The sequence below is a fragment of the Megalodesulfovibrio paquesii genome (genome assembly GCF_054653055.1).
Genome location: NZ_BAAIGQ010000006.1, coordinates 240059 through 260958, shown reverse-complemented (window position 1 = coordinate 260958; position 20900 = coordinate 240059). Strand labels below are relative to the sequence as shown.

The following is a 20900-nucleotide window of genomic DNA, read 5'->3' as shown; positions in this document are numbered from 1 at the left end:
ATGCCCCCCATGCGCATTGAGTGGACCATCATCAAAGGTCGCGGCAACTTGCGTCCCGTACTGCAGTACACGGTCACGCTGTCGGAATTCGAAATCAGCTTGGCCGTGCCCATGCTTCAGGTGGAGAGCGGCATTCCAAAGCCGCCGGATGCAGGCTGGAATTTCTGCTGGCCGGGGCAGAACGAGCGGAGCGACTGGACGCCTTCGGAGTTCCATGTTCTGGTCACGCCCAATCACCGTAGCGGCAAGAACACGGAATCGCTGAAACTTCCCTGGCGGGCCAGCAACGAATACCCCGAGGTGGAGGCCGGATTCATGGCCCTGCGTCAGGCCTTTGAGGAGATGCTCACTGAGACGTCCCGCAGCCAGCCCATGCAGGTGCAGGGCCGTCTGGAGACGTCCGGCGAAGCGAAGAAGCAACTGGCCCCGGCCGTGGTGGCAGCCAGGATCCTCCACGCCGTGAAGGCGTAAGCGATTTTTATTCGAAATAATTACAGATTCTGTATCCCTCGCGCGTGAGGATCTCGTCGCGCATGGCCTCCATGAGATCATGGCGGGCCATTTCCTGAACCAGTTCCGGGAAGCTGATCCGCGGTTCCCAGCCCAGGGTCGCGTTGGCCTTGCTCGGGTCGCCCAGCAGGGTTTCCACTTCCGTGGGGCGGAAGTAGCGCGGGTCCACGGCCACGATGGTGTCGCCCACCTTGAGCCCCTTGAAATCCAAGCGGATTTTCTGGCCGCCCACCTCGATATGCCCCGGGGTGAACCCGGCCAGCAGCCCGCGCTCGGCCACGCCCTCGCCTTCCCAGGCGATTTCCATGCCCAGCTCGCGGCCGGCCAGGGTCACGAACTCGCGCACGCTGTGCTGCTCGCCCGTGGCCACCACGTAGTCGTCGGGGGTGTCGCGCTGCAGGATCATCCACATCATCTCCACGTAATCCTTGGCATGTCCCCAGTCGCGCAGGGCATTCAGGTTGCCCAGGTAGAGCTTTTCCTGCAGGCCGAGGGCGATGCGGGCCAGGGCGCGGGTGATCTTGCGGGTGACGAAGGTTTCGCCGCGCAGGGGGGATTCGTGGTTGAAGAGGATGCCGTTGCAGGCAAACATATCGTAAGCTTCGCGGTAGTTTACCGTGATCCAGTAGGCGTAGAGCTTGGCGCAGGCATAGGGGCTGCGGGGGTAGAAGGGGGTCTTTTCGGTCTGGGGCACTTCCTGGACCAGGCCGTAGAGCTCGGAGGTGGAGGCCTGATAGAAACGCGATTTCTGCTCAAGTCCCAGAATTCGCACGGCTTCCAGGATGCGCAGGGTGCCCAGGGCGTCGGCGTTGGCCGTGTATTCGGCCGAATCGAAGGACACCTGGACGTGGCTCTGGGCGGCGAGGTTGTAAATCTCGTCCGGCTGGGACTCTTGAATGATGCGGATCAGATTGGTGGAATCCGTCAGGTCGCCGTAATGCAGGAACAGACGGCGCTCTTGTTCATGTGGATCCTGATAGAGATGATCGATACGATCAGTGTTGAACAGGGAGGCCCGGCGCTTGATGCCGTGCACAAGATAGCCTTTTTGCAGCAGGAGCTCGGCGAGATACGCCCCGTCCTGGCCGGTGATGCCGGTAATGAGTGCGGTTTTGCGGGACATGAAGTGTTTTATTCCACTGTATGAATAAGATGTTGTGCGCGAAGGTGCGACTGTCGCGAAATCTATTGCCTGCTTCATACGCTGCCGGATGCTGCCCAGTCAACACTGGAACCAAATCGCAACTCATCCCATGAACCGCAATACGTATTGCGTTTTTAATATGCTTATTTGATAGAATAATTTTATGTATTGATTGCGATTATTATACAAAACACATTATTTTGCTTTACGATTAATCGCAATATCGCATTGCGGTTTGTCCTTTCCACCATGAAACCGCCACTTCCTCCCTCCCCGCGATCGTCGGCTGGCGCATGCTCCCGCCAACTGCGACTTGATTCCTCCTCGGCTGCGCGGTAGATGAGGGCATCCCTCATCCAACAAGGACATTCTCGTGGATCAACACGCTCGCATTTTTGTTGCCGGCAAGCGCGGCATGGTCGGCAGCGCCTGTTGGCGGGCCCTGGAACGGGCCGGCTGCACCGATCTCGTGGGCCCTTCCTCCAAGGAACTGGACCTCACCCGCCAGACCGAGGTGGAGCAGTTCATGCGGGAGACCCGGCCCGAGTATGTCATTCTGGCTGCTGCACGCGTGGGCGGCATTCTGGCCAATAGCACCTATCCTGCCGATTTTATTTATATCAATCTGGCCATTCAAAACAACGTCATCCACAGTGCCTGGGAAAGCGGCGTCCGCAAACTGATTTTCCTCGGCTCCTCCTGCATTTATCCCAAGCTTGCGCCACAGCCCATCCGCGAGGAGCACCTGCTCACCAGCCCGCTTGAGCCCACCAACGAGGCCTATGCCATCGCCAAAATCGCCGGTGTGCGCATGTGCCAGTTTTACCACCAGCAGTATGGCGCCAATTTCTGGCAGCTCATGCCCACCAACCTCTACGGCGACAACGACACCTTTGACCTGCTCAAGAGCCATGTGCTGCCTGCCATGCTCCGCAAGTTCCATCTGGCCAAGCTTGCCAAGGCCGGCGATCTGGCCGGCATCCTGCGGGACGAGGCGCTCTTTGGCCCCATCCCCGCCGATATCGCCGCCTCGCTGGGCCTTTCCGCAGATCGCCGGACCCTCAATCCAGAGGAAACCCGGGTGGTGCTCTGGGGCACAGGCACGCCGCGGCGGGAGTTCCTGCATGTGGACGACCTGGCCGGCGCCGTGGTGCATGTGCTCCAACTGGGCGAGAACGAGCCGCCACGACTGCTGAATGTGGGCTGTGGCGAAGACCAGACCATTGCCGAAATTGCCGCGCTGGTGCGAGATATCGTCGGCTTTGACGGTGAGATTGTCTGGGACGCCGGCAAACCCGACGGCACGCCCCGCAAGCTGCTGGACATCAGCCGGCTGCAGGCCCTGGGATGGAAGCCCTCCATCACCCTTCAGGACGGCATCCGCCGGGCCTATGCCTGGTATGTCTCCGCCCTGAACGCCAGCTGATTCCCTGGCGGGGCGCAGCGGCGTCAGCCCTTGAGACAGACCACCTTGTACGCGCCGTCTTCCACTTCCACGCCGTGGGTTTCGTGCGTAAAGCCTGGGAACTGCCGGTCGAAGGCCTCCAGCGCTCTGAGGTAGGCCAGTACGGGCCCATCCGCCGGGCCGGCCAGCTCGCCGGGCATGAGGAGGGGAATACCCGGAGGGTACGGCACCACACCCGTAGCCACCACCCGGCCGGCCAACCCATCCAGGCGGACCGTCTCCACCTGATTGCGCACCAGCCGTTCATACGCCTGCACCGGCGAGTATTTCGGCCTGGGCAGGATGGAAAAGGCCTTGGCCATGGCTTCGGTGGTGCCCAGAGTGCGCATGGCCGTGAAGATGGCCGCGCCCAGGTCCTTGAGCCCCATGCCGGCATACCGTGCGCCGTGGGCTTCCATCAGCGCTGGCAACGCCCGCTTGAGCGGGGTGTTGGCGTCGTAGTGGCGCTTGAATTCATAAAGTGCATTGATGAGCGTGCCCCATTTGCCCCTGGTCACGCCCATGGAGAAGAGGAACAACAGGGTGAAATCCGCCGTCTTCTCCACCACCACCCCGCGGGAATCCAGGAAGGCCGCCACAATGCAGGCCGGGATGCCAGCCTGCTCCACGCCCTTGGCCGCACTGGCCCCGGGGGTGCACAGGGTGACCTTGATGGGATCGAGCATGCAGTAGTCTTCCTGCAGATCGGCAAAGCCGTGCCAGGCCGCGCCGGGCCGCAGCACCCAGCAGGACGGGTCTTCGGCCAATCGCTCCGGGGGGACGTCCTGAAACGGGACGGCCCTGCCCGTGGCGGGATCGGTCACGGCCTCCGGCTGCCAGGGTGCGAAGAACCAGTCGCCACTGCCAGCGTGCTCGGCGTGCAGCCGGGCCATGGTCTGTCGGAAGTCCACGGCTTCGCGGATGGATTCCGAGGTCAGCGCCAGACCACCGGGGCCGTCCATCATGGCCGCGGAAACATCCAGCGAGGCGATGAGCGGATACAGCGGCGAAGTGGAGGCATGCATCATGAAAGATTCATTGAATCTGGAATGATCGACAGCCGAGCGGCCGTCGCGCACATGAATCATGGACGCCTGGGACAGGGCCGCCAGCAACTTGTGCGTGGACTGGGTGGCAAAGGTGGTGGGCCGGTCCGCGGTGTGGTCGGCCGGGTCGCCGTGCATGGCGAAGCGCTGGCGGTACATGGGGTGGAACCGGGCGTAGCCGTACCAGGCTTCGTCAAAGTGCAGGCGGTCCACCGTCTGGCCCAGGAGCGTTTCCACGTGGGCCACGTTGTAGCACAGGCCGTCGTAGGTGGAATTGGTGATCACTGCGTGCACCGGCGCGGGGTCCACGCCTTTGGTCACCATGGGGTTCTCAGCCACGGCGGCGCGCAGGGCCTCCTTGGTCAGCCGCTTGGGGGGGATGGGGCCGATGATGCCCAGGCCGTTGCGGCTGGGGATCAGATAAGTGGGAATCGCCCCGGACATGGTCATGGCGTGTTCCACGGACTTGTGGCAGTTGCGGTCGCACAAGGCCACCTGATCCCGGGTGACGCTGGCCATGAGAATGACCCGGTTTGAGGTGGAGGAACCGTTCGTGACAAAATAGGTCTGATGTGCGCCAAACACGCGGGCGGCATTGCGCTCGCCCTCGCCGATGGGGCCGGAGTGGTCCAGCAGGGATCCCAGCTCTTCCACGGAGATGGAAAGATCCGACCGCAACAGGCTCTCCCCAAAGAACTCGAAATAGGCCCGGCCAGCCGGAGACTTGAGAAACGCCGTGCCCCCGGTGTGTCCCGGTGTATGCCAGGAGTACTCAAAGGCCTGGGAATATTCCACCAATGCCTTGAACATGGGAGGCAGAACCCCGGCGCGGTAGCGCATGATGGCTGCCACCACCCGACCACTGATGAAGCCCGTGGTGTCCTCCAGCATGACGATGAAACCGTCGGTCCGGGCCAGGGCCGAGCCGGGAATGGCGGCGGCGGAAATCTGGTCGGTCAGCAGAAAGACGGGCCGGTCCAGGCTCCGGGCGCGCACGGCTTCCAGCACGGCCCAGCTGCCCGGGCCCTCGGCCAGGGCCCAATCCAGGAGCACGCAGTCGATGGCCGGGTTGGCCGCCAGTTCGTCCAGGGCGTCCTTGGCGCGCAGGGCCTGGAGCACGCGCACGTCACGGCGGATCAAGTCCTGGACCAGCTCGCGAGTGGCACGGCCCCAGGGGGTATCGGCCTGCAGTTCGTCATCCACCAGCAAGGCCCGCATGGGCAGGCGGTCGATGGCGGCAGCGCCTGCGGAGTCTGCCACGGCCTCGGGGCAACACCCCGCTCCGGCGGCCTCAGCCCTGGCCCCGACCGCCCCGCCGAGGGTGGACAGGGCAGGCTCCGTGGCCAGCGTCAGGGCTGCCGTACCGGCGACACCAAAAAACTTCCGACGGTCCATGCGCTCCTCCTTGCAAGGTTCCTGGCAGTTGCAGCTGGTGCGGCAATGGACGTCTCTTCCCGAAGGCAGGGCATCATCCTTGCTGCGACGTCACCGCATAGAATATCCGCATGCGTCAAACAAATCATGGCAAGTTCCGGGTGGCGGTGTCAAGCAACACCGCTTTTGGGTTCGCCATGTGTTCCCCATCGCCTTTCGATGGCTGCCGTGGTGTGTTTGAGCAGCAAGGCACACGCAACCGTGGCCGCAAAAGCCAGCACGCCGCTGGAAATGAAGCCGAGCCTCAGGATCTTGATGCAGAACAACAGCACGCCGCCGTGGAGGAGGAAAAATTCATAGCTCAAATTCTGCATCCACATCACAACAGGATAGCTTCGCTGCAGCATGCGGGAGAGAGACCCTTGCGGCAACATCTCCACTTGCAACAACACCATGCGGCGCAAGGTGGCATGCACTGCATAGCCTATCAGAAATGCGCCTGTAAAATACAGTGGCAAGCCGGCAAGAGTGAGAATCCCCAGCGTTCCTCCGGCTGCGAGGCATTTCCCTGGCACAGTCTTAGCCGCATGCCATGCATACATCCCGACGTAATATGCCAGCACCACCGAGACGAACCACGTCACCACATAGAGCGGGTCGCGAATAAAGAAATTGAAGCCCGCCAGCATACTAATAATCTGCCACAGGCCAACTTGCTTGTATTCAAAAAATGCATTCGCAACAATGACAAGCAGACAAACCTGCACATACGGCAGATAGATTCTCCTTAACCGACGCAGCAGCCATCCTTTTATGTCTGTTGACGTGGTCAGGCAATAATACCCTGTCAGATACATGAACGCGCTAAAGGCCAGCTCTATCCAATCTCCGGGATCTTTTTGGTGCAGACCACACCAGTGAAAATAGAAAACATACATTGTCGCCAGTATTCTGATCATGGCGTTTATGTATGACATGACGATTCCCAGGGACACCGCCGCACCGCACCTTCAGTTGACAGGTTTTTCGAAAGCACACACTGCATGCGTGTATTCTCTAACCGCTTCTTTACAAAATGCTCTTTCCATGCCCACGGGCGGCGACATGCTTGCAAGCTGAGCGCAGGTCGCAATCTGGTGCAGTCTTTGTCGCAACGTACAAAGTTTACCGCCTGCCGTCAAAAAGAAACCCTGCCTGCAGCGCTTACGAAACCGGGTGCGAACGCGAGGCCTGATGCAGGATTGCTTCAAGATGTATCGACCCACTGACCAGAATTGGTCGCAGCGGATCAAGTCATTCGATTTGTCCTGACCAACAATCGCGGGTACGCAACATCCTACCTCCACAAGGATGTTGTATGGACCACCGCATCGCTGCAGGCATCGATATCGGCTCGACCGCCACCAAATGCGCCCTGCTTGCCCTTCCCGCAACAGGCAGTCTCACCATGCTGGCCACGGCCACCGTACCCACGGGGTGGAACCCTCGCGAGGCCGGCGAGGCGGCCCTGGCCCAGTGCCTGACCCAGGCCGGATTGCAGATGGCGCATGTGGCCCACATGGCCGTCACGGGATACGGCCGCAAGGCCATGTCCGCCCTGAATGGACAGCACAAGGCTGTCACGGAAATATCCTGCCATGCCCGCGGGGCGCATCACCTGATGCACGATGGCACCGCGGCGCCAGGCATGCGTCTGGTGCTCGACATCGGCGGGCAGGACTCCAAGTGTATTCAACTCGGCCCGGCAGGGCAGGTCCTTGATTTTGTGATGAATGACAAATGCGCCGCCGGCACCGGCCGGTTTGTGGCCAACATGGCTGCAGCCCTGGGCCTGAGCCTGGAGGAGCTTGCAGCCGCCGCCCTGGCCGGCACGCCGGTGCAGCTTTCCAGCATGTGCGCCGTGTTTGCGGAGAGTGAGATCATCGGCAGCATTGCCCGCGGCGCCGCGCCAGCGGATCTGGCGGCCGGCATTTTCCTGTCCATAGCCCGACGGCTCAAGGCGCTCATGGGCCGCTTTCCTGCCGTGGAATCATGCATTTTCACCGGCGGTCTGGCCTGCAATGCCGACATCGCCGCCCTGCTTTCCAGACATCTCGACCACCCCGTCATCCCTGCCCCCCTGCCCCAGCACGCCGGGGCCGTGGGCGCGGCGCTGTATGCCGCCGCATCGGACTAACGACCATCTGACACCCCGGGAGGAGCCATGCAGTACGCCACGGTGGAGGCCTTCAAGGCCGCAGCAGACAAAAATCCCCTGCGCATCAAGGAAGCCAGGGAGGCCGGCCGGCGCGTCGCGGGCATGTACTGCCTGTATTCGCCCATGGAAGTCATCATGGCTGCGGATGCCATCCCGGTCATGCTATGCGGCACCCGCCAGGATCCCATTCCCACGGCGGAAAAGACCCTGCCCCGCAATCTCTGTGCATTGATCAAAAGCAGCTTCGGCTTTGGCGTGGAAGAGACCTGCCCGTACTTCAACGCCTCGGACATCATCATTGCAGACACCACCTGCGATGGCAAAAAAAAGATGTTCGAGCAGATGGCCGCCTTCAAGCCCCTGCATCTGCTGCACCTTCCGCACAACCCCACCCTGCCCGAGGCGCAACAGTTCTGGCGTTCCGAAGTAATGCGACTCAAGACGCGGCTGGAAGCTTTCTATGGCATCACCATCACCGATGCCGACCTGCAACGCGGCATCGACCTGGCCAATCGCGAACGAACCGCCCTGGACCGTCTGCAAGGGCTGATGGCCCTGCGTCCTGCGCCCATCTCCGGCATGCTGCTGCTGGAGCTGCTCTTCAAGTCCGGCTTCTTCCCGGACAAGGAGGAATCCACGGCCCTGATGCTGGCCATTGCCGACGAAATCGAGGCTGCAGCGGCAACCAGGACCGAGCCCCCGGCGGAAGGCCCCCGGGTGCTGCTTTCCGGCGTGCCCATGGGCATGGGCTCGCACAAGGTGGCCAAGCTGCTGGAAGATGCCGGCGCCCGCGTGGTGGGTTTCGAAAACTGCACCGCCTACAAGCGGATCCAACGGGTGGACGCCGCCATGGCCGCCACGGACCCCCTGGGCGCCATTGCCGCCCGCTACCTGGCCACCCCCTGCTCCATCATGACCCCCAACCCCGCCCGCCTGGAACTCCTGGCCGAGATGATCGACCGCTTCCAGGCCGACGCCGTGGTGGATCTGGCCTGGCACGGGTGCCACACCTACGCCATCGAGCAACACACCGTCCGCCGCTTTGTCCAGGAAACACGCGGGCTGCCCTACCTGGCCATTGAGACCGACTACTCCGAAGCCGACGCCGAACAACTTCGCGTGCGTATTGAGGCCTTCCTGGAGATGCAGACCGCGACGGCGTAAGGAACTGCACCCGCCCGGGGGGAGCCCTCTCCAAAAAGACTCCCCCCGTACCCCGCCGCATCTGGCAGGAGACACATTGCGGCAGGGGGCACTTCCTTGTATGAGGAGGGCTCTTTCTGTTTCCGCCTTCCGCCGGATTGCCCATGCCGCCAGTCTCCCCCCGCCAGCAACTGCCCTGGAAACATCGGGCCAAAGCACTTTTTTCCACGCAGGTCCTCGTGCGCGGGGATGCCTATTTCCGTCAGGGCCGGGTCAGGCTGGATCGGGCCACGCCGCGCGAAATCACCGCCGTGGTGGCCGGGACCGAGACATGGCGCTGCAGCATCCTTGACCTGAACAACCGCCTGCACCTGGACTGCAACTGCCCCCATTTCCGCGGCGGGCACGCCTGCAAGCACCTGTGGGCGGCCATTCTGGCGGCGGACGACGCCCTGGCCGATGCCCCACCCCGTGCCACGCCCCTTGCTCCGCATATCGCGCCGAGGCCGGCCGCAGTCCCGCCGCCTGACTGGCGCACCCTGCTCATGCCCGCGCCGGCCACAGCGCCCAGCCCCTCTGCCCCCTCCACGGCACCCGGCCGTTGGGACGGCGCTCCGGGGCATTTTCTGCTGCGCTACGAGCTGCTGGTCCGGCCGGAGGGCGCCTCGCTCACGGTCATCCGGCAGGCCGTTCTCAAGTCCGGTGAGCCAGGCAAACACCCGGCACCCGCGCCGTTGGGCGTCGTCCACGAGCCGGATCTGCCGGACCACCACCGCGCCGTGCTGGAGCTCCTGCTCCTGGGCCGGCTGGCCGAGCGGCCCGGCGCGTACGTGGCCCTGGGCGGATCGACCTTTCAAGACTGTCCTCTTTCCGCCAGCCGGCCGCCCTGCCTGCTCTCGCGCATGCTGCCCCTGCTGGCGGCCACGGGCCAGTGCCGGGTGCTGCAGGTGGAAGGCGTCAAGCGCATCGTGGCTGACCCCTTGCGCCGCGGCGAACCCTTCGAGGCAGGCATCGACTATGCCGTGGACCCGGAATCCGTGGAAAAACAGCGCAAGGAGCTGGTCTATTTGCCCCAGATCCGGCTGGGCGAGGGCCAGCACGCGCGGCTGGTGCCCCTGGCCGAGGTCCGGGTGCTTTTTGCCGGCACACCCATGCACTGCATTGTGGACGGCGCGTTGCACGCCCTGCCCGGCGTGTCCCTGGACTGGATCCGCAGCCTCCGCACCGCCGGGCACCGCATTCAGGTCCCCAAGCACGAGTTGAAAGCCCTGGTGCAGACGCCAGAGGGCGCGCGCCTGCCCCTGCCCGCGGCCCTGGGCCCCCGCCTCGTGCCTTCCTCCCTGCCCAGCCCCTGCCTGGAGATCGACTGCAAGGACGGCCAGCCCGTCACCGCCCGGCTCTGGATGGCCTATGGGGAACTGGAAATCGCCGCCGACGACAGCCGGCAGGCCATCCTCGACGCCGAAGCCTGGACCCGCATGGACCGCCAGCCCTCGGCCGAGCAACAGTTTCTGGAACGGCTGAGGCAGCTGGATCTGCCGGCCAAAGCCGAGCCTTTCTACTTGCCGGCCTGTTCTCTCTGGGAACTCGTACACCGGTTGGAGCCGTTGCGGGCCGAAGGCTGGACCCTGCGCACGCGGGACCGTCAGGCCCTGGCCACGGGCGCGGCTGCGTCCCTGCGGCTGGGCGCGAGGCAGGACTGGTTCGAGCTGGATGGGGCCATGGACTTTGGCGGCGTCATCGTCCCGCTGCCCACGGTGGTGCGGGCCTATCTGCGCGGGGAGCGCACGATGACGCTTGAGCACGAAGGCCTGACCGTGCTGGGGGTTCTGCCCGAGGCCTGGCTGCGGCGCCACGCCAGGGCGCTTGGTCTTGGATTGCAGGACCCAGACAAGGCGGCCAAGGCCGGCTCACTACGCTTTCACCCCGCCCTGTTGCCTCTGGTGGATGGCCTGCTGGAGGAAGACGGCCTCCGCCCCTTTGGCGTGTCCGTGGCCATGGATCGGACCATCGCCGAACGCCGCAAGGCCCTGCGCGGTTTTCGGGAGATCGTCCCGCCGGCGGTCCCGGCCTCCTTCACCGGCACCCTGCGGCCCTACCAGCACGAGACCCTGGGCTGGCTGGATGCCCTGGCCGCCCTGGGCTGCGGCGGCATTCTGGCCGATGACATGGGCCTGGGCAAGACCATCCAGATCCTGGCCTGGCTGGCCCTTGCACAGGAGCGGGAAGCGCAGACCGCAGAGGCAGGCACGCCCGGGGCCACGTTGATCCTCGTCCCCACCTCCCTGCTGGGCACCTGGCAGGCCGAGGCCGCACGCTTCTGCCCGGGGTTGCGGGTCTTCGTCCACAGCGGCCCGGAGCGCGAGGCCCGCCTCATGGCTGCCCTGGGGCAGACCGACATTGTCCTGGCAACATACGGTATCCTGCGGCGCGATCTGGACCTGCTGCGCCGCGTGCCCTGGCGGCGGCTGGTGCTGGATGAGAGCCAGGCCGTCAAGAATCCCGACTCCCAGACCGCCAAGGCCGTCCGCGCCCTGCGCGCCGGGCACCGGCTGTGCCTCACGGGCACGCCCCTGGAAAACCGGCTGGAGGAACTGTGGTCCCAGCTGCAGATCTGCACGCCAGGACTGCTGGGCGCGCGGGGGGAGTTCGAGGCCCGCTTTGTCCGTCCCATGTCCAAACCCGAGAGCGAAGAGGCGGCCCAGGCCCGCGGCCTGCTCCAGCGGCTGCTCAAGCCTTTCATCCTGCGCCGGACCAAGGCCGCCGTGGCCCCGGATCTGCCGGAAAAGCAGGAGGCCGTGCTGCGCTGCGAAATGCCTGCGGCCCAGGCCAGACTGTATGCCCGGCTGCGCGACCACTACCGCGGGGAGATCCTGGCCGCCGTGGAGGCCGAGGGCATGGACAGAAGCCGCTTCACCGTGCTGGAAGGGCTGCTGCGCCTGCGGCAGGCCGCCTGTCATCCGGCCCTCGTCGGTGACCCCAAAGCCGCCTCGGGCAAACTGGATACACTCATGCGGGCCCTGCGCGAGGTGCTGGACGAAGGTCACAAAGCCTTGATTTTCTCGCAGTTCACCAGCTTCCTGGACCTCATCCGCACCAGGCTGACGGCCGAGGGCATCGCTCATGAGCATCTGGACGGCAGTACCACGGCCAAGGCCCGTGCGGCCAAGGTGACCGCCTTTCAGGACCCGGCCGGGCCGCCGGTGTTCTGCATCAGTCTGAAGGCCGGCGGCGTGGGCCTGACCCTGACCGCGGCGGACTATGTCTTTTTGATGGACCCCTGGTGGAATCCGGCCGTGGAGGCCCAGGCCATGGACCGCACCCACCGCATCGGGCAGACGCGCAAGGTCTTTGCCTATCGTCTGGTCAGCGAGGGCACGGTGGATGAAAAGGTCCTGGCCTTGCAGGCACAAAAAAAGGATTTGGCCGCCCTGCTGGATGAGGCGGCGGCCACGGATTTGCAATCGCTCTCCTCCCTGAGCCGGGAGGACCTGGAGCTGCTGCTGGGCTGAAACGCGAGGGCCGGGCTCAGCGCACGCGCCGGGCCAGCCGCCGCAGGAGGCCGCGGCCCCCCTCGGCGCACAGGACTTCCCGCGCATGTTGCAACGGGTACTCCACCCGCCGGCCGTAGAGTCGTTCCAGGGCGTTTGGCGTGCGGCCCGCCAGAATCCGCCGCTCTTCCAGGGTGGCCGGCAAACGCTGCCAGGGACAGGTGGCGCAGGCCGGATGCGCATGCATGCGCCGGGTGATCTCCGGCAGGTCCAGTTCCAGATAATGCCCCAGCCGGAAGGGCTCCATGCACGGCTTGACACAGCACAGATGCACCATACCCCAGGCATCCACCACGGCCACATGACGGACCACGGCGCAGACCTGATCCGGCGCAGGCCGCCAGCCCTCGGGCGGCGCGGGCACCATTGGCGCAGGCGCGGCGGGCGTGCCGGTATCGGGGAAATCGGGGGAATCGAGATCCCCCGCATCCGGCAGCACGGCCAGGGGATTGCCCGAGGCCTGGAGCACTTCAAAATCAAACCCCCAGTCCCGGGCCATGCGCCGCGCCGGCTCCACCTCTGCGGCGTTGTAGCCGAACTGCAGAAACCGCATGAGCACCTGCCCCGGCACACGGCCGGCGCGTTTGGCCTGGGCAATCTGCTCCAGCCGGGCGAACATGTCTTCCAACCTGCTGCCGCGGTGGTTGATGGCGTGCGTGTCCTGGTTCACCCCGGACATGGACACGATGAGCCCGTCGAGCCCGGCTTCCAGAGTGGGAAGCAGGCTCTCCATGCGTTTGAGCGAGAGATTGCTGGAAATCTCGCTGCGCATCCCGGCCTCTTTCACCGCTTGGACGATGCGGATGATGTCCGGATGGATGAAGGGCTCGGTCCAGTTGTAGAGCTTGAATTCCCGGATGCCCTCGCCTTTGGCCTTGGCCAGGATGGCCTGGAACTCCTCCAGGGGAATGTTCCGGCGGGTATTCTTCATGACCCGCCGCCCGCGCGGGCAGGCGGCGCAGGTGAGGTTGCAGGCGTCCACCACGTCCATGGCCAGAATCTGAATCATGCACCGCTCCACAGGGTACGGCAAAAGCTGCAACCACCCGGTTTGGCAATCAATATATGCGCATTTACGGCTTGATCCCAGCAGTAATAAACCCTCCTGCCCCATCCGTCCAGCCGGGCTTGCGCCTGCAATGGAGTTCATCCCGCGCGCGTTCCAGGATCAGACGTCCCGGCTTGCGCCGTCTGGTGGCCTTGCGCCCGGCTTGCGCCGTCTGGCGGCCTTGCGTATGCTCAGCCTGTTTCTCCCCCACACTGAGGCCCGCATGTCCCAGCCCCTGCACTGCATCATCGTCCACTACGGCCAGCCTGCCCTGACGCTGGAATGCGTCCGCTCCCTGGCCGGCGCACTTGATCTCGTGCGGCCGGTGGTGGTCTGCAACAGCACGCAGGACGAGGCCCGCAGTCTGGCGACGGCACTGACCGCACAGATGACAGCCACCATGCCTCACGCGCAAGTGGCCTGCTGGGATGATGCCCGTCGCGATACTGCCGACGTGCTCGTGCTCTGCACCGGCGGCAACCCCGGCTTTGCCACCGCCTGCAACCTTGGTCTGGCCGAGGTCGCCCGGTGGCATGCGCAACATGGGCAGGCCACCGCGTACTGCTGGCTGCTGAACAATGACGCCCAGGCCGACCCCGAAGCCCCGGCGCGGCTGTTGGCCTTTCTGCAGGCCCACCCCCGCTGCGTGGCCGGCACAGCGGTGGTCCGGCACGATGATCCCTCCCGGCTGGAAGTGGCCCTGGGCAGCCGGTACAACATGTGGACCACCAAACTCTACCCCCAGCTGCCCGGCGCACCCCTGGCCGGGATCCCGGCGGAGTTTACCCCGCAGGTGGACTACATCTACGGCGCCAGTCTGGCCTTTCCCCTGCAGCTGTACCAGGAAATCGGCGGGTTGGACGAGCAGTTCTTCCTGTATTACGAAGAGCACGACTTCTGCCGCCGCGCCCGCCAGCACGGCTGGCAGCTCTGCTGGGCCCGCGAGGCTGTGGTCCGGCACCGTGGCGGGGCCAGTGCAGGACTCCGGCAACCGCGCTCCGCTGCGCGGGCCTGGTCCCACTATCACGAAAACCGCTCCACCCTGCTCTTCACCCGCAAGCACGCCCCCTGGGCCTTGCCCGTGGCGTTGGTGATCCGGCTGGGCGCCAAGCATGTGTTTCTGCCCCTGCGCGGGGAGGCCTGGATGCTGCCTTCGTTGTGGGCTGCGGTGCGGGACCTGCTGTGGCCATGGAGCGCCCGCGCCCCGCAGCGCGGCAAAGGAAAATGAGGTCCTGATGAGCGCCTGGCGTCACTTCCACAAACTCGGGCACGGCGTCCGGGAATTCGGCCTGCCGGCCGTGGCCCGCAGTCTGGCCGGCTACGCCCGCGGCACCCGGCTACGGCCGCAACCTGCCGTGCAGGTGCCGCCGGAACCGCAGGGACCTGCACTGGCGACACCGCCTGCCGTGAAGCTCCTGGCCTTCCACCTCCCGCAGTTTCACCCCATCCCGGAAAACGATGTCTGGTGGGGCGAAGGGTTCACGGAGTGGACCAACGTCCGTCGCGCCCGACCGCTCTTCCCCGGCCATGTGCAACCCGACCTGCCCGATCCCGCCTGCCCGCTCGGGGAGTACGACCTGCGTGACCCCGACGCCCTGCGCCGGCAGATCGCCCTGGCCAGACACCACGGCGTGCACGGCTTCTGCTTTCATTACTACTGGTTTGGCGGCAAGCGTCTGCTGGAGCGCCCCCTGGAACTGCTCCTGGCCGACCCCTCCCTGGACCTGCCGTACTGTCTGAACTGGGCCAACGAGAGCTGGTCGCGCCGCTGGGACGGCAGCAGCGAGGTGCTGCTCCGTCAGGAGCATTCTCCCGAGGATGATCTGGCGGTGATCCAGGATCTGCTGCGCCATTTTCGCGACCCGCGCTACATCCGCGTGGATGGCCGGCCCCTGTTCCTGGTCTACCGGCCGGCCCTGTTTCCGGACATGCGCGCCACCCTGGGCCGCTGGCGGGCGGCCTGTACCGCCGCAGGCGAGGCGGCCCCGTTCTTTGTGATGGTCCAGAGCTTCCGCATGCACGATCCACGGCCCGATGGCTTTGACGCCGCGGTGCAGTTCCCGCCGCACCTGGGGTACACGCCTTTTGGCTTCGGACGGGTCAGGGCCGCGGGCCTAGCGCCCGAATTTGCGGGCCGGATGTTCTCTTTTACCGAACTGGCCCGCGTGACCCTGGCCGGGCTGGCCGCGCCGTACCCCACGTTCCCCTGCGTCTGCCCCGGCTGGGATAACACGCCCAGGCGGGGCGCGGCAGCCACAGTATTTCTGAACGCCACGCCTGAACGCTACGCGGCCTGGCTGGCCCAGGCCTGCCGGCACGCCCGGACCGCGTTTCCCGAAAGCCGACGGCTGGTTTTCGTCAACGCCTGGAACGAGTGGGCCGAAGGCGCGCACCTGGAGCCGAATCTGGCCCACGGGCACGCCTTTCTGAACGCCACCACCCGGGTGCTGGCCTCTTGACCCCCGCTGTTGTTAATTGATGCAGTCTTCTCAATTCATTAGCAAAAGCCCCACATTGACTTCATGGATTGAATCCATTACTTGTGACACCTTGCGTAATGCCCGCCCCAGGCTGGTTGCGTCCGCCTGCAGGTGCGCTGCGTCCCTTTCGGCCAGCCATCCCCGGCCTCCATTCGCCCTTTTTCGGAGCTATCCAAGTGCGCTATATTGATGAAGATGGAACCCCGGTCACCGTCTACACGCCCAATGAGCGGCAGGGCGGGTTGCTCTGGGGGATTCAAAACGCCCGACAGGAGCTGCACCAATCCCGCCATGTCATCCACCGGCTGTTCTGGCGGGACTTCCTGGCACAATTCCGGCAGAAAATTCTCGGCTATCTGTGGGCCTTGCTGGGGCCGCTGATTGGTGTGCTGAGCTTTTTGTTCCTTTACGCCATGGGCGTGCTCCGGCCCGGTGACAATGAGATGCCGTACACGCTGTATGTGATGATTGGCAGCAACATCTGGGGCTGCCTGCCAGGAGCCATGGCCCTGGTCAGCAGCGGGTTGCAGTCGCAGGCGGATCTGATCATGCGCACGCGCGTCCCCAAAATCGCCCTGGCTGTCAGCTCGCTTTCCTCCTTTCTGTACGGCACGTTCATCAGCATGATCACCACGCTCATTGTTTTTCTGGCCCACGGTATCTGGCCGTCGCCGTGGTTTTTCGCCTATCCACTGCTGATTCTGCCCATGCTCCTGCTGGGAACGGCGCTAGGGCTTGTCCTTTCGGTGCTGGGCTCCATTGCCCGGGACCTGACCCCCATGGCCACGCAGTTCCTGAGTCTGGTCATGTACATCACGCCGGTGGTGTATGTGCAGTCCACCATCACCAATCCTGTGGTCAAGGCCTGCGTGGCCTGGAACCCGTTGACCTATCTGGTGGATGTGCCGCGGTCCCTGGTGGTCACCGGCGAGGCGTCGTCCGTGGGCGTGTACCTGCTTGTCTCGCTCGTGGCGCTGGCCTTGCTGGTGGTGGGGCTGCGTGTGTTTTACCTGCTTGAAGATCTCGTGGCGGAGCGTCTGTAATGGCCAAACATCCCGTACAGGTGGAGCGACTGGGCAAAAAGTTTGGCCTTTCCTTGCGCAGCGCCCTGAAATATGGCCTGACCGACTCCCTGCGCCGTCTCTCGGGCCGGGGCAAGGATGAAACCCTGCGCCCCGGGGAATTCTGGGCCCTGAAGGATGTGGACTTCACCCTGGAACCCGGAGACGCCCTGGGCATCATGGGGCTGAACGGCTCCGGCAAAACCACCCTGCTGCGCATTCTCAACGGCACCTACACGCCCGACGAAGGCAAGGCCACCCTGCGCGGCCGCGTCGGCGCGCTCATTGCCGCAGGCGCGGGCTTCTCCCCCATGCTTTCCGGCCGGGAAAACGTGTATATCAGCGGCGCGCTGCTGGGCATGACGCCTGCGGAGATCCGCAAACGCTTTGATGAAATCGTCGCGTTTGCCGAGCTGGACGAGTTCATCGACATGCCCGTGCGCAACTACTCCAGCGGCATGGGCGTGCGGCTGGGCTTTGCCGTGGCTGTGCTGGGCTCGCCGGACGTGCTGCTGGTGGACGAAGTGCTGGCCGTGGGCGACCTGAACTTTCAGAAAAAGTGCTTTGAACGCATCGATACCCTCAAACGCGAAGGCACCACCATCCTGCTGGTGTCGCACTCGCCGGGAGCCATCTGGGCCGTGTGCAACAAGGGCCTGACCCTGCACCATGGCATCACGCAAGGGATTGTGCCCGTTGAAGACGCCTGCCGGGAATACGATCATCGCAACTTCCAGGATCGCCTGCGCAACTCACCGGGACAATCCGAGGAATCCCTCGCACTGCCCAAGGAATACGGCGGGCTCTCCGGAGGCACGGGGGATATTTTCATCACCAAGGTGCAGCTGTTCGACACGCACGGCCATGAGGTGACCGCGCTTGGATATGGCCAGTCCTTTACGCTGCGCTTGCACTTGCGCGTGATGAACCCGCTGAGCAAGGTCATTTTCCGAGTCCAGGTGGATTCTGAAATCGTCAAGGCCATCGCCATTATCGACAGCTATGAGGCGCACGGTGTCTTTTACGACCTCGCGGCGGGCGAGTCCTTTGTCGATATCGCGATCAACGCCCCCAATCTCCGACCCGGGGTGTACTCATTCTGTCCGTCCATTTCCCAGCATGGCGTTGGCGTGCACCTGTTTTATCGATACAATTTCTGTTCACTGCAAGTCTCTCATCCTCAAGAACAATTTTTGTACGCCGATTTTCGTTCCTTCATGCATCTGACGAGCACTTTTTCGATGCATTCAGCAGGGGGCAGCACCATCGCCAATACGTCTGATGACCGCTCCTTTTAGCCTGGAGTTCATATCATGTCCCGCTTTGTGCCCTTTCGCAGCGTGCTCGGCGCCGTAAAGCGTGCTGCGCTGCACGCCCTGCTTCGGAGAGCGCCGCAAGCGCTGCTCATCCAGCATACCTCCTCCGAGTCGCTCATCGATAAAATTCGTACCTCTCCGGAAAGCATCCACGCGCTGCTCGCCATTCTGTCAGAACCGGAGCAGGCAAGCGCTCACCAGGAACTCGATACTTTTTTGACTTCCGAACGTGGGCGGGGGATGATCCGGCGCCTGTTACCCGCGCTTGCAGAGGAGCTGATCGAAACGCTCACAAACACGCACACGGCAGAAGTCATCGAAGTCTTGCTGCGAAACCACAAGGCCGAGACGATGATGGCGCTCCGCAACCAGCTCTCAGGGACGCCGGCTGCATTGTCTGACATGCGTCTCCGGGTGATTCTGGGCGCCGGCACGCATAGACACCCGGGCTGGATTGCCACCGATGCCGACTCCCTGGACATCGTTTCGCAAGCCTCCTGGGAGCGGCTGTTCCTGCCAGACAGCATTGATAATCTGCTGGCTGAGCATGTCTTTGAGCATCTCAACTATGGTGAATGCCTGACCGCATTCCAGCTGGCCCATCGCTTTCTCAAGCTTGGCGGGGTATTGCGAATTGCCGTACCGGATGCCTACCACCCAAGCCGTTACTACTACAATCAAGTGAAGCCGGGCGGAAAAGAAACCCCGGACGAGCACAAACTCTTTTTTGACTATGAGCTTGTGACCGAACTGGCGGCCACCAGCGGCTTCCGTATCGACTTGATTGAATATTTTGATGAGAATGGCCAGTTTCACAAAAAGCCCTTCTCCGAGGAGGCCGGCATGATCCTGCGGAGGGCGGACGCGAATGTGGGGTTTGACCTTTCTGATCCCGACGTACGCGCCCAGTTTTACAACTCCATCCCGGCGCACCTGCGCGACGAGCTTCTGCAGCGCAATATCGGGTACACCTCACTCCTTTTTGACCTGATCAAATAATCCCCGCGGCCGCCCCTTGGCCCGCTGACCTACATTGAACACCCCTCCCACCATCCTGCTCTACAATCCCGTCTCCGGGCACGGGCATGCCGATTCCTGGCTGGCGCTCTTTGCCCGGGCGCTGCTGGAGGCCGGGTTTCGCGTGCAGGTGCTGACGCCGGGGCGCGAGGCCTTTGTCCGGCGCATGGGGGCGCAGGCTGGCCATGCCGGCCTGGAGGTGCTGCCCTGGGAGGAATCGTTGTTGGCCACCCCGCCCGCCAAAGGGCTCACCGGGCGACTCACTAGGCGACTCACTAGGCGACTCACCGGGCGGCGCACCGGACAACTCTCCAACCGACTGGCCGAACAACTGGCCGAACAGCTGGCCCGGTATTGGGACCGCATCGCCTTTGCCGTGGATCGCTACGTGCGACGCACGGAAGACAGCCGGATCACCCCCGGCATGCCCTGGCGGCGGCGCGTCAAAAAGCGCCTGCTCCAATCCCTGCTGCCACCGTTGCGCCCGGTCCTGGCCCGGCTGCCCCTGTCCGGCTGGCCTGGCCTGCGCTGGGCCGATGTCGCCACCCTGCCGGAGGACGACACCAATCACTGGTTCCAGGACCCCGAGGCCCTGGCCCGGCACCTGGAAGCCGCCCTGCACACGGCGCCCTCGCCCCCTGATCTCGTCTTCCACATGTTTCTGGACAAGCTCCGCCACGCCCCGCGCCGCTGGCAGGCCTTTGCGCGCCGGATATCCCGGATATCCCAAACGCCCCGGGCCTCCCTGCCCTGGGCGGGCATCCGCTTTCTCCCTCCGCCGCCCAGTCCACCGGAGGCCTTTTACGCCCTGGACTCCATGCGCGGCACCTGCCTGCTGGATGCGGCCCTGACCCGCGACTATGCCGCGGCCATGCCGCACAAATGCTTCGCCGCCTTGCCGGACATCACCTTTGCGGAACTTCCTGACCACGAGCCCGAGCTGGCCGCCACCATTCGTGCGCGCGCCCGGGGACGGCGGATTGTCTTTTTAGGTGGCGCCATCCGCAGCCAGAAGAACATCCTGCGCTGGGAAGAGCTGATTCACCGCGCTGATCCCGCGCGGTGGTTCTTCGTCATGGTCGGGGAAATCTGTCGAGACGCCCTGGATGGCGACGAGCTGCAGGCCGCGGACCGTCTCCTGCTCCAACCACCCGAGCATCTTTTTGTCCGCCCCGGCTACCTGGAAGACGAACGGGAGTTCAACGCCCTCATCGCCTTGACGGACGTGATTTTCGCTGCGTATAACCAGTTCCCGTACAGTAGCAATATGCTAGGAAAGGCGGCCCAGTTCGGCAAGCCCCTGCTGGCAGCCAAAGGCTATCTGTTGGGCAACAGAGTGGAACGTTTTGGTATTGGCCGCACCGTGGCGGAGGACGACTCTGCAGCCATGTTGTCCGCCCTTGAACACATGGCGGTGTCGCCAGTGCCGGAAGAACAGTTTTCCGCCTGCCGCGATGCGCTCTCAGCCAGCCGTCTGTCCGATGTGCTGCAATCATTCATCCATCAATGCCTGCGTTGCGAGGGCTGAAGGCGATGTCATCCGCACCATGCTGCTCGTGCCGTGATCAT

General features: G+C 64.0%; 15 protein-coding genes. 11 read left to right on the top strand and 4 right to left on the bottom strand.

What is annotated here, in order from left to right:
- Positions 1-9 precede the first annotated feature (9 nt).
- Positions 10-471 (top strand): hypothetical protein, encoded by a 462-nt coding sequence (locus ACYQ00_RS13990; protein WP_460032760.1) that lies wholly within the window; start codon positions 10-12, stop codon positions 469-471.
- A 7-nt stretch (positions 472-478) separates the two neighbouring features.
- Here the strand turns inward: ACYQ00_RS13990 and gmd are convergent, their stop codons facing one another.
- Positions 479-1633 (bottom strand): GDP-mannose 4,6-dehydratase, encoded by a 1155-nt coding sequence (gene gmd, locus ACYQ00_RS13985; protein WP_460032759.1) that lies wholly within the window; start codon positions 1631-1633, stop codon positions 479-481.
- A gap of 394 nt (positions 1634-2027) precedes the next feature.
- On the opposite strand from gmd, the gene ACYQ00_RS13980 reads away from it, so the two are divergent.
- Positions 2028-3080 carry a GDP-L-fucose synthase family protein gene (locus tag ACYQ00_RS13980; RefSeq protein ID WP_460032758.1) on the top strand — a complete coding sequence of 351 codons (1053 nt, stop codon included), beginning with the start codon at positions 2028-2030 and terminating at the stop codon, positions 3078-3080.
- A 23-nt stretch (positions 3081-3103) separates the two neighbouring features.
- Here the strand turns inward: ACYQ00_RS13980 and ACYQ00_RS13975 are convergent, their stop codons facing one another.
- Positions 3104-5539: an Orn/Lys/Arg family decarboxylase gene (locus ACYQ00_RS13975; RefSeq protein ID WP_460032757.1), complete on the bottom strand. Its 2436-nt coding sequence runs from the start codon at positions 5537-5539 to the stop codon at positions 3104-3106.
- 149 nt (positions 5540-5688) lie between these two features.
- Positions 5689-6477, bottom strand: a complete 789-nt coding sequence (locus ACYQ00_RS13970) for an acyltransferase family protein (RefSeq protein ID WP_460032756.1) — start codon at positions 6475-6477, stop codon at positions 5689-5691.
- A gap of 398 nt (positions 6478-6875) precedes the next feature.
- Between ACYQ00_RS13970 and ACYQ00_RS13965 the strand changes: the two genes are divergently transcribed.
- From ACYQ00_RS13965 to ACYQ00_RS13955, 3 genes are all read left to right on the top strand, one after another.
- Positions 6876-7694 (top strand): acyl-CoA dehydratase activase, encoded by an 819-nt coding sequence (locus ACYQ00_RS13965; protein WP_460032755.1) that lies wholly within the window; start codon positions 6876-6878, stop codon positions 7692-7694.
- Positions 7695-7721: 27 nt separating this feature from the next.
- Positions 7722-8879 (top strand): double-cubane-cluster-containing anaerobic reductase, encoded by a 1158-nt coding sequence (locus ACYQ00_RS13960; protein WP_460032754.1) that lies wholly within the window; start codon positions 7722-7724, stop codon positions 8877-8879.
- A gap of 143 nt (positions 8880-9022) precedes the next feature.
- A complete protein-coding gene (locus ACYQ00_RS13955; RefSeq protein ID WP_460032753.1) occupies positions 9023-12370 on the top strand; it encodes a DEAD/DEAH box helicase in 3348 nt (1115 codons plus the stop codon).
- Positions 12371-12386: 16 nt separating this feature from the next.
- Here the strand turns inward: ACYQ00_RS13955 and ACYQ00_RS13950 are convergent, their stop codons facing one another.
- On the bottom strand, positions 12387-13418 hold the full coding sequence (locus tag ACYQ00_RS13950) for a radical SAM protein (protein WP_460032752.1): 1032 nt from the start codon (positions 13416-13418) through the stop codon (positions 12387-12389).
- A gap of 262 nt (positions 13419-13680) precedes the next feature.
- Between ACYQ00_RS13950 and ACYQ00_RS13945 the strand changes: the two genes are divergently transcribed.
- The 6 genes from ACYQ00_RS13945 (at position 13681) to ACYQ00_RS13920 (ending at position 20859) form a co-directional block, all read left to right on the top strand.
- Entirely contained in the window at positions 13681-14685 is a 1005-nt protein-coding gene (locus ACYQ00_RS13945) for a glycosyltransferase family 2 protein (RefSeq protein ID WP_460032751.1), read from the top strand.
- A gap of 7 nt (positions 14686-14692) precedes the next feature.
- Entirely contained in the window at positions 14693-15916 is a 1224-nt protein-coding gene (locus tag ACYQ00_RS13940) for a glycoside hydrolase family 99-like domain-containing protein (RefSeq protein ID WP_460032750.1), read from the top strand.
- A 197-nt stretch (positions 15917-16113) separates the two neighbouring features.
- Complete coding sequence (locus ACYQ00_RS13935) at positions 16114-16980, top strand: ABC transporter permease (protein WP_460032749.1); 867 nt, start codon at positions 16114-16116, stop codon at positions 16978-16980.
- Positions 16980-18296, top strand: a complete 1317-nt coding sequence (locus ACYQ00_RS13930; RefSeq protein ID WP_460032748.1) for an ABC transporter ATP-binding protein — start codon at positions 16980-16982, stop codon at positions 18294-18296. Before ACYQ00_RS13935 ends, ACYQ00_RS13930 begins: the two co-directional genes overlap by 1 nt.
- A 15-nt stretch (positions 18297-18311) precedes the next feature.
- Positions 18312-19313: a class I SAM-dependent methyltransferase gene (locus ACYQ00_RS13925; RefSeq protein ID WP_460032747.1), complete on the top strand. Its 1002-nt coding sequence runs from the start codon at positions 18312-18314 to the stop codon at positions 19311-19313.
- 34 nt (positions 19314-19347) lie between these two features.
- Entirely contained in the window at positions 19348-20859 is a 1512-nt protein-coding gene (locus ACYQ00_RS13920; protein ID WP_460032746.1) for a diacylglycerol kinase catalytic domain-containing protein, read from the top strand.
- The last annotated feature ends 41 nt before the right edge of the window (positions 20860-20900 follow it).

What these genes read in the sequence shown, in the direction of transcription:
- ACYQ00_RS13990 (WP_460032760.1), top strand. Translation starts at nt 10, where the DNA reads ATGCGCATTGAGTGGACCATCATCAAAGGTCGCGGCAACTTGCGTCCC.
- gmd (WP_460032759.1), bottom strand. Translation starts at nt 1,633, where the DNA reads ATGTCCCGCAAAACCGCACTCATTACCGGCATCACCGGCCAGGACGGG.
- ACYQ00_RS13975 (WP_460032757.1), bottom strand. Translation starts at nt 5,539, where the DNA reads ATGGACCGTCGGAAGTTTTTTGGTGTCGCCGGTACGGCAGCCCTGACG.
- ACYQ00_RS13970 (WP_460032756.1), bottom strand. Translation starts at nt 6,477, where the DNA reads ATGATCAGAATACTGGCGACAATGTATGTTTTCTATTTTCACTGGTGT.
- ACYQ00_RS13965 (WP_460032755.1), top strand. Translation starts at nt 6,876, where the DNA reads ATGGACCACCGCATCGCTGCAGGCATCGATATCGGCTCGACCGCCACC.
- ACYQ00_RS13960 (WP_460032754.1), top strand. Translation starts at nt 7,722, where the DNA reads ATGCAGTACGCCACGGTGGAGGCCTTCAAGGCCGCAGCAGACAAAAAT.
- ACYQ00_RS13955 (WP_460032753.1), top strand. Translation starts at nt 9,023, where the DNA reads ATGCCGCCAGTCTCCCCCCGCCAGCAACTGCCCTGGAAACATCGGGCC.
- ACYQ00_RS13950 (WP_460032752.1), bottom strand. Translation starts at nt 13,418, where the DNA reads ATGATTCAGATTCTGGCCATGGACGTGGTGGACGCCTGCAACCTCACC.
- ACYQ00_RS13945 (WP_460032751.1), top strand. Translation starts at nt 13,681, where the DNA reads ATGTCCCAGCCCCTGCACTGCATCATCGTCCACTACGGCCAGCCTGCC.
- ACYQ00_RS13940 (WP_460032750.1), top strand. Translation starts at nt 14,693, where the DNA reads ATGAGCGCCTGGCGTCACTTCCACAAACTCGGGCACGGCGTCCGGGAA.
- ACYQ00_RS13930 (WP_460032748.1), top strand. Translation starts at nt 16,980, where the DNA reads ATGGCCAAACATCCCGTACAGGTGGAGCGACTGGGCAAAAAGTTTGGC.
- ACYQ00_RS13925 (WP_460032747.1), top strand. Translation starts at nt 18,312, where the DNA reads ATGTCCCGCTTTGTGCCCTTTCGCAGCGTGCTCGGCGCCGTAAAGCGT.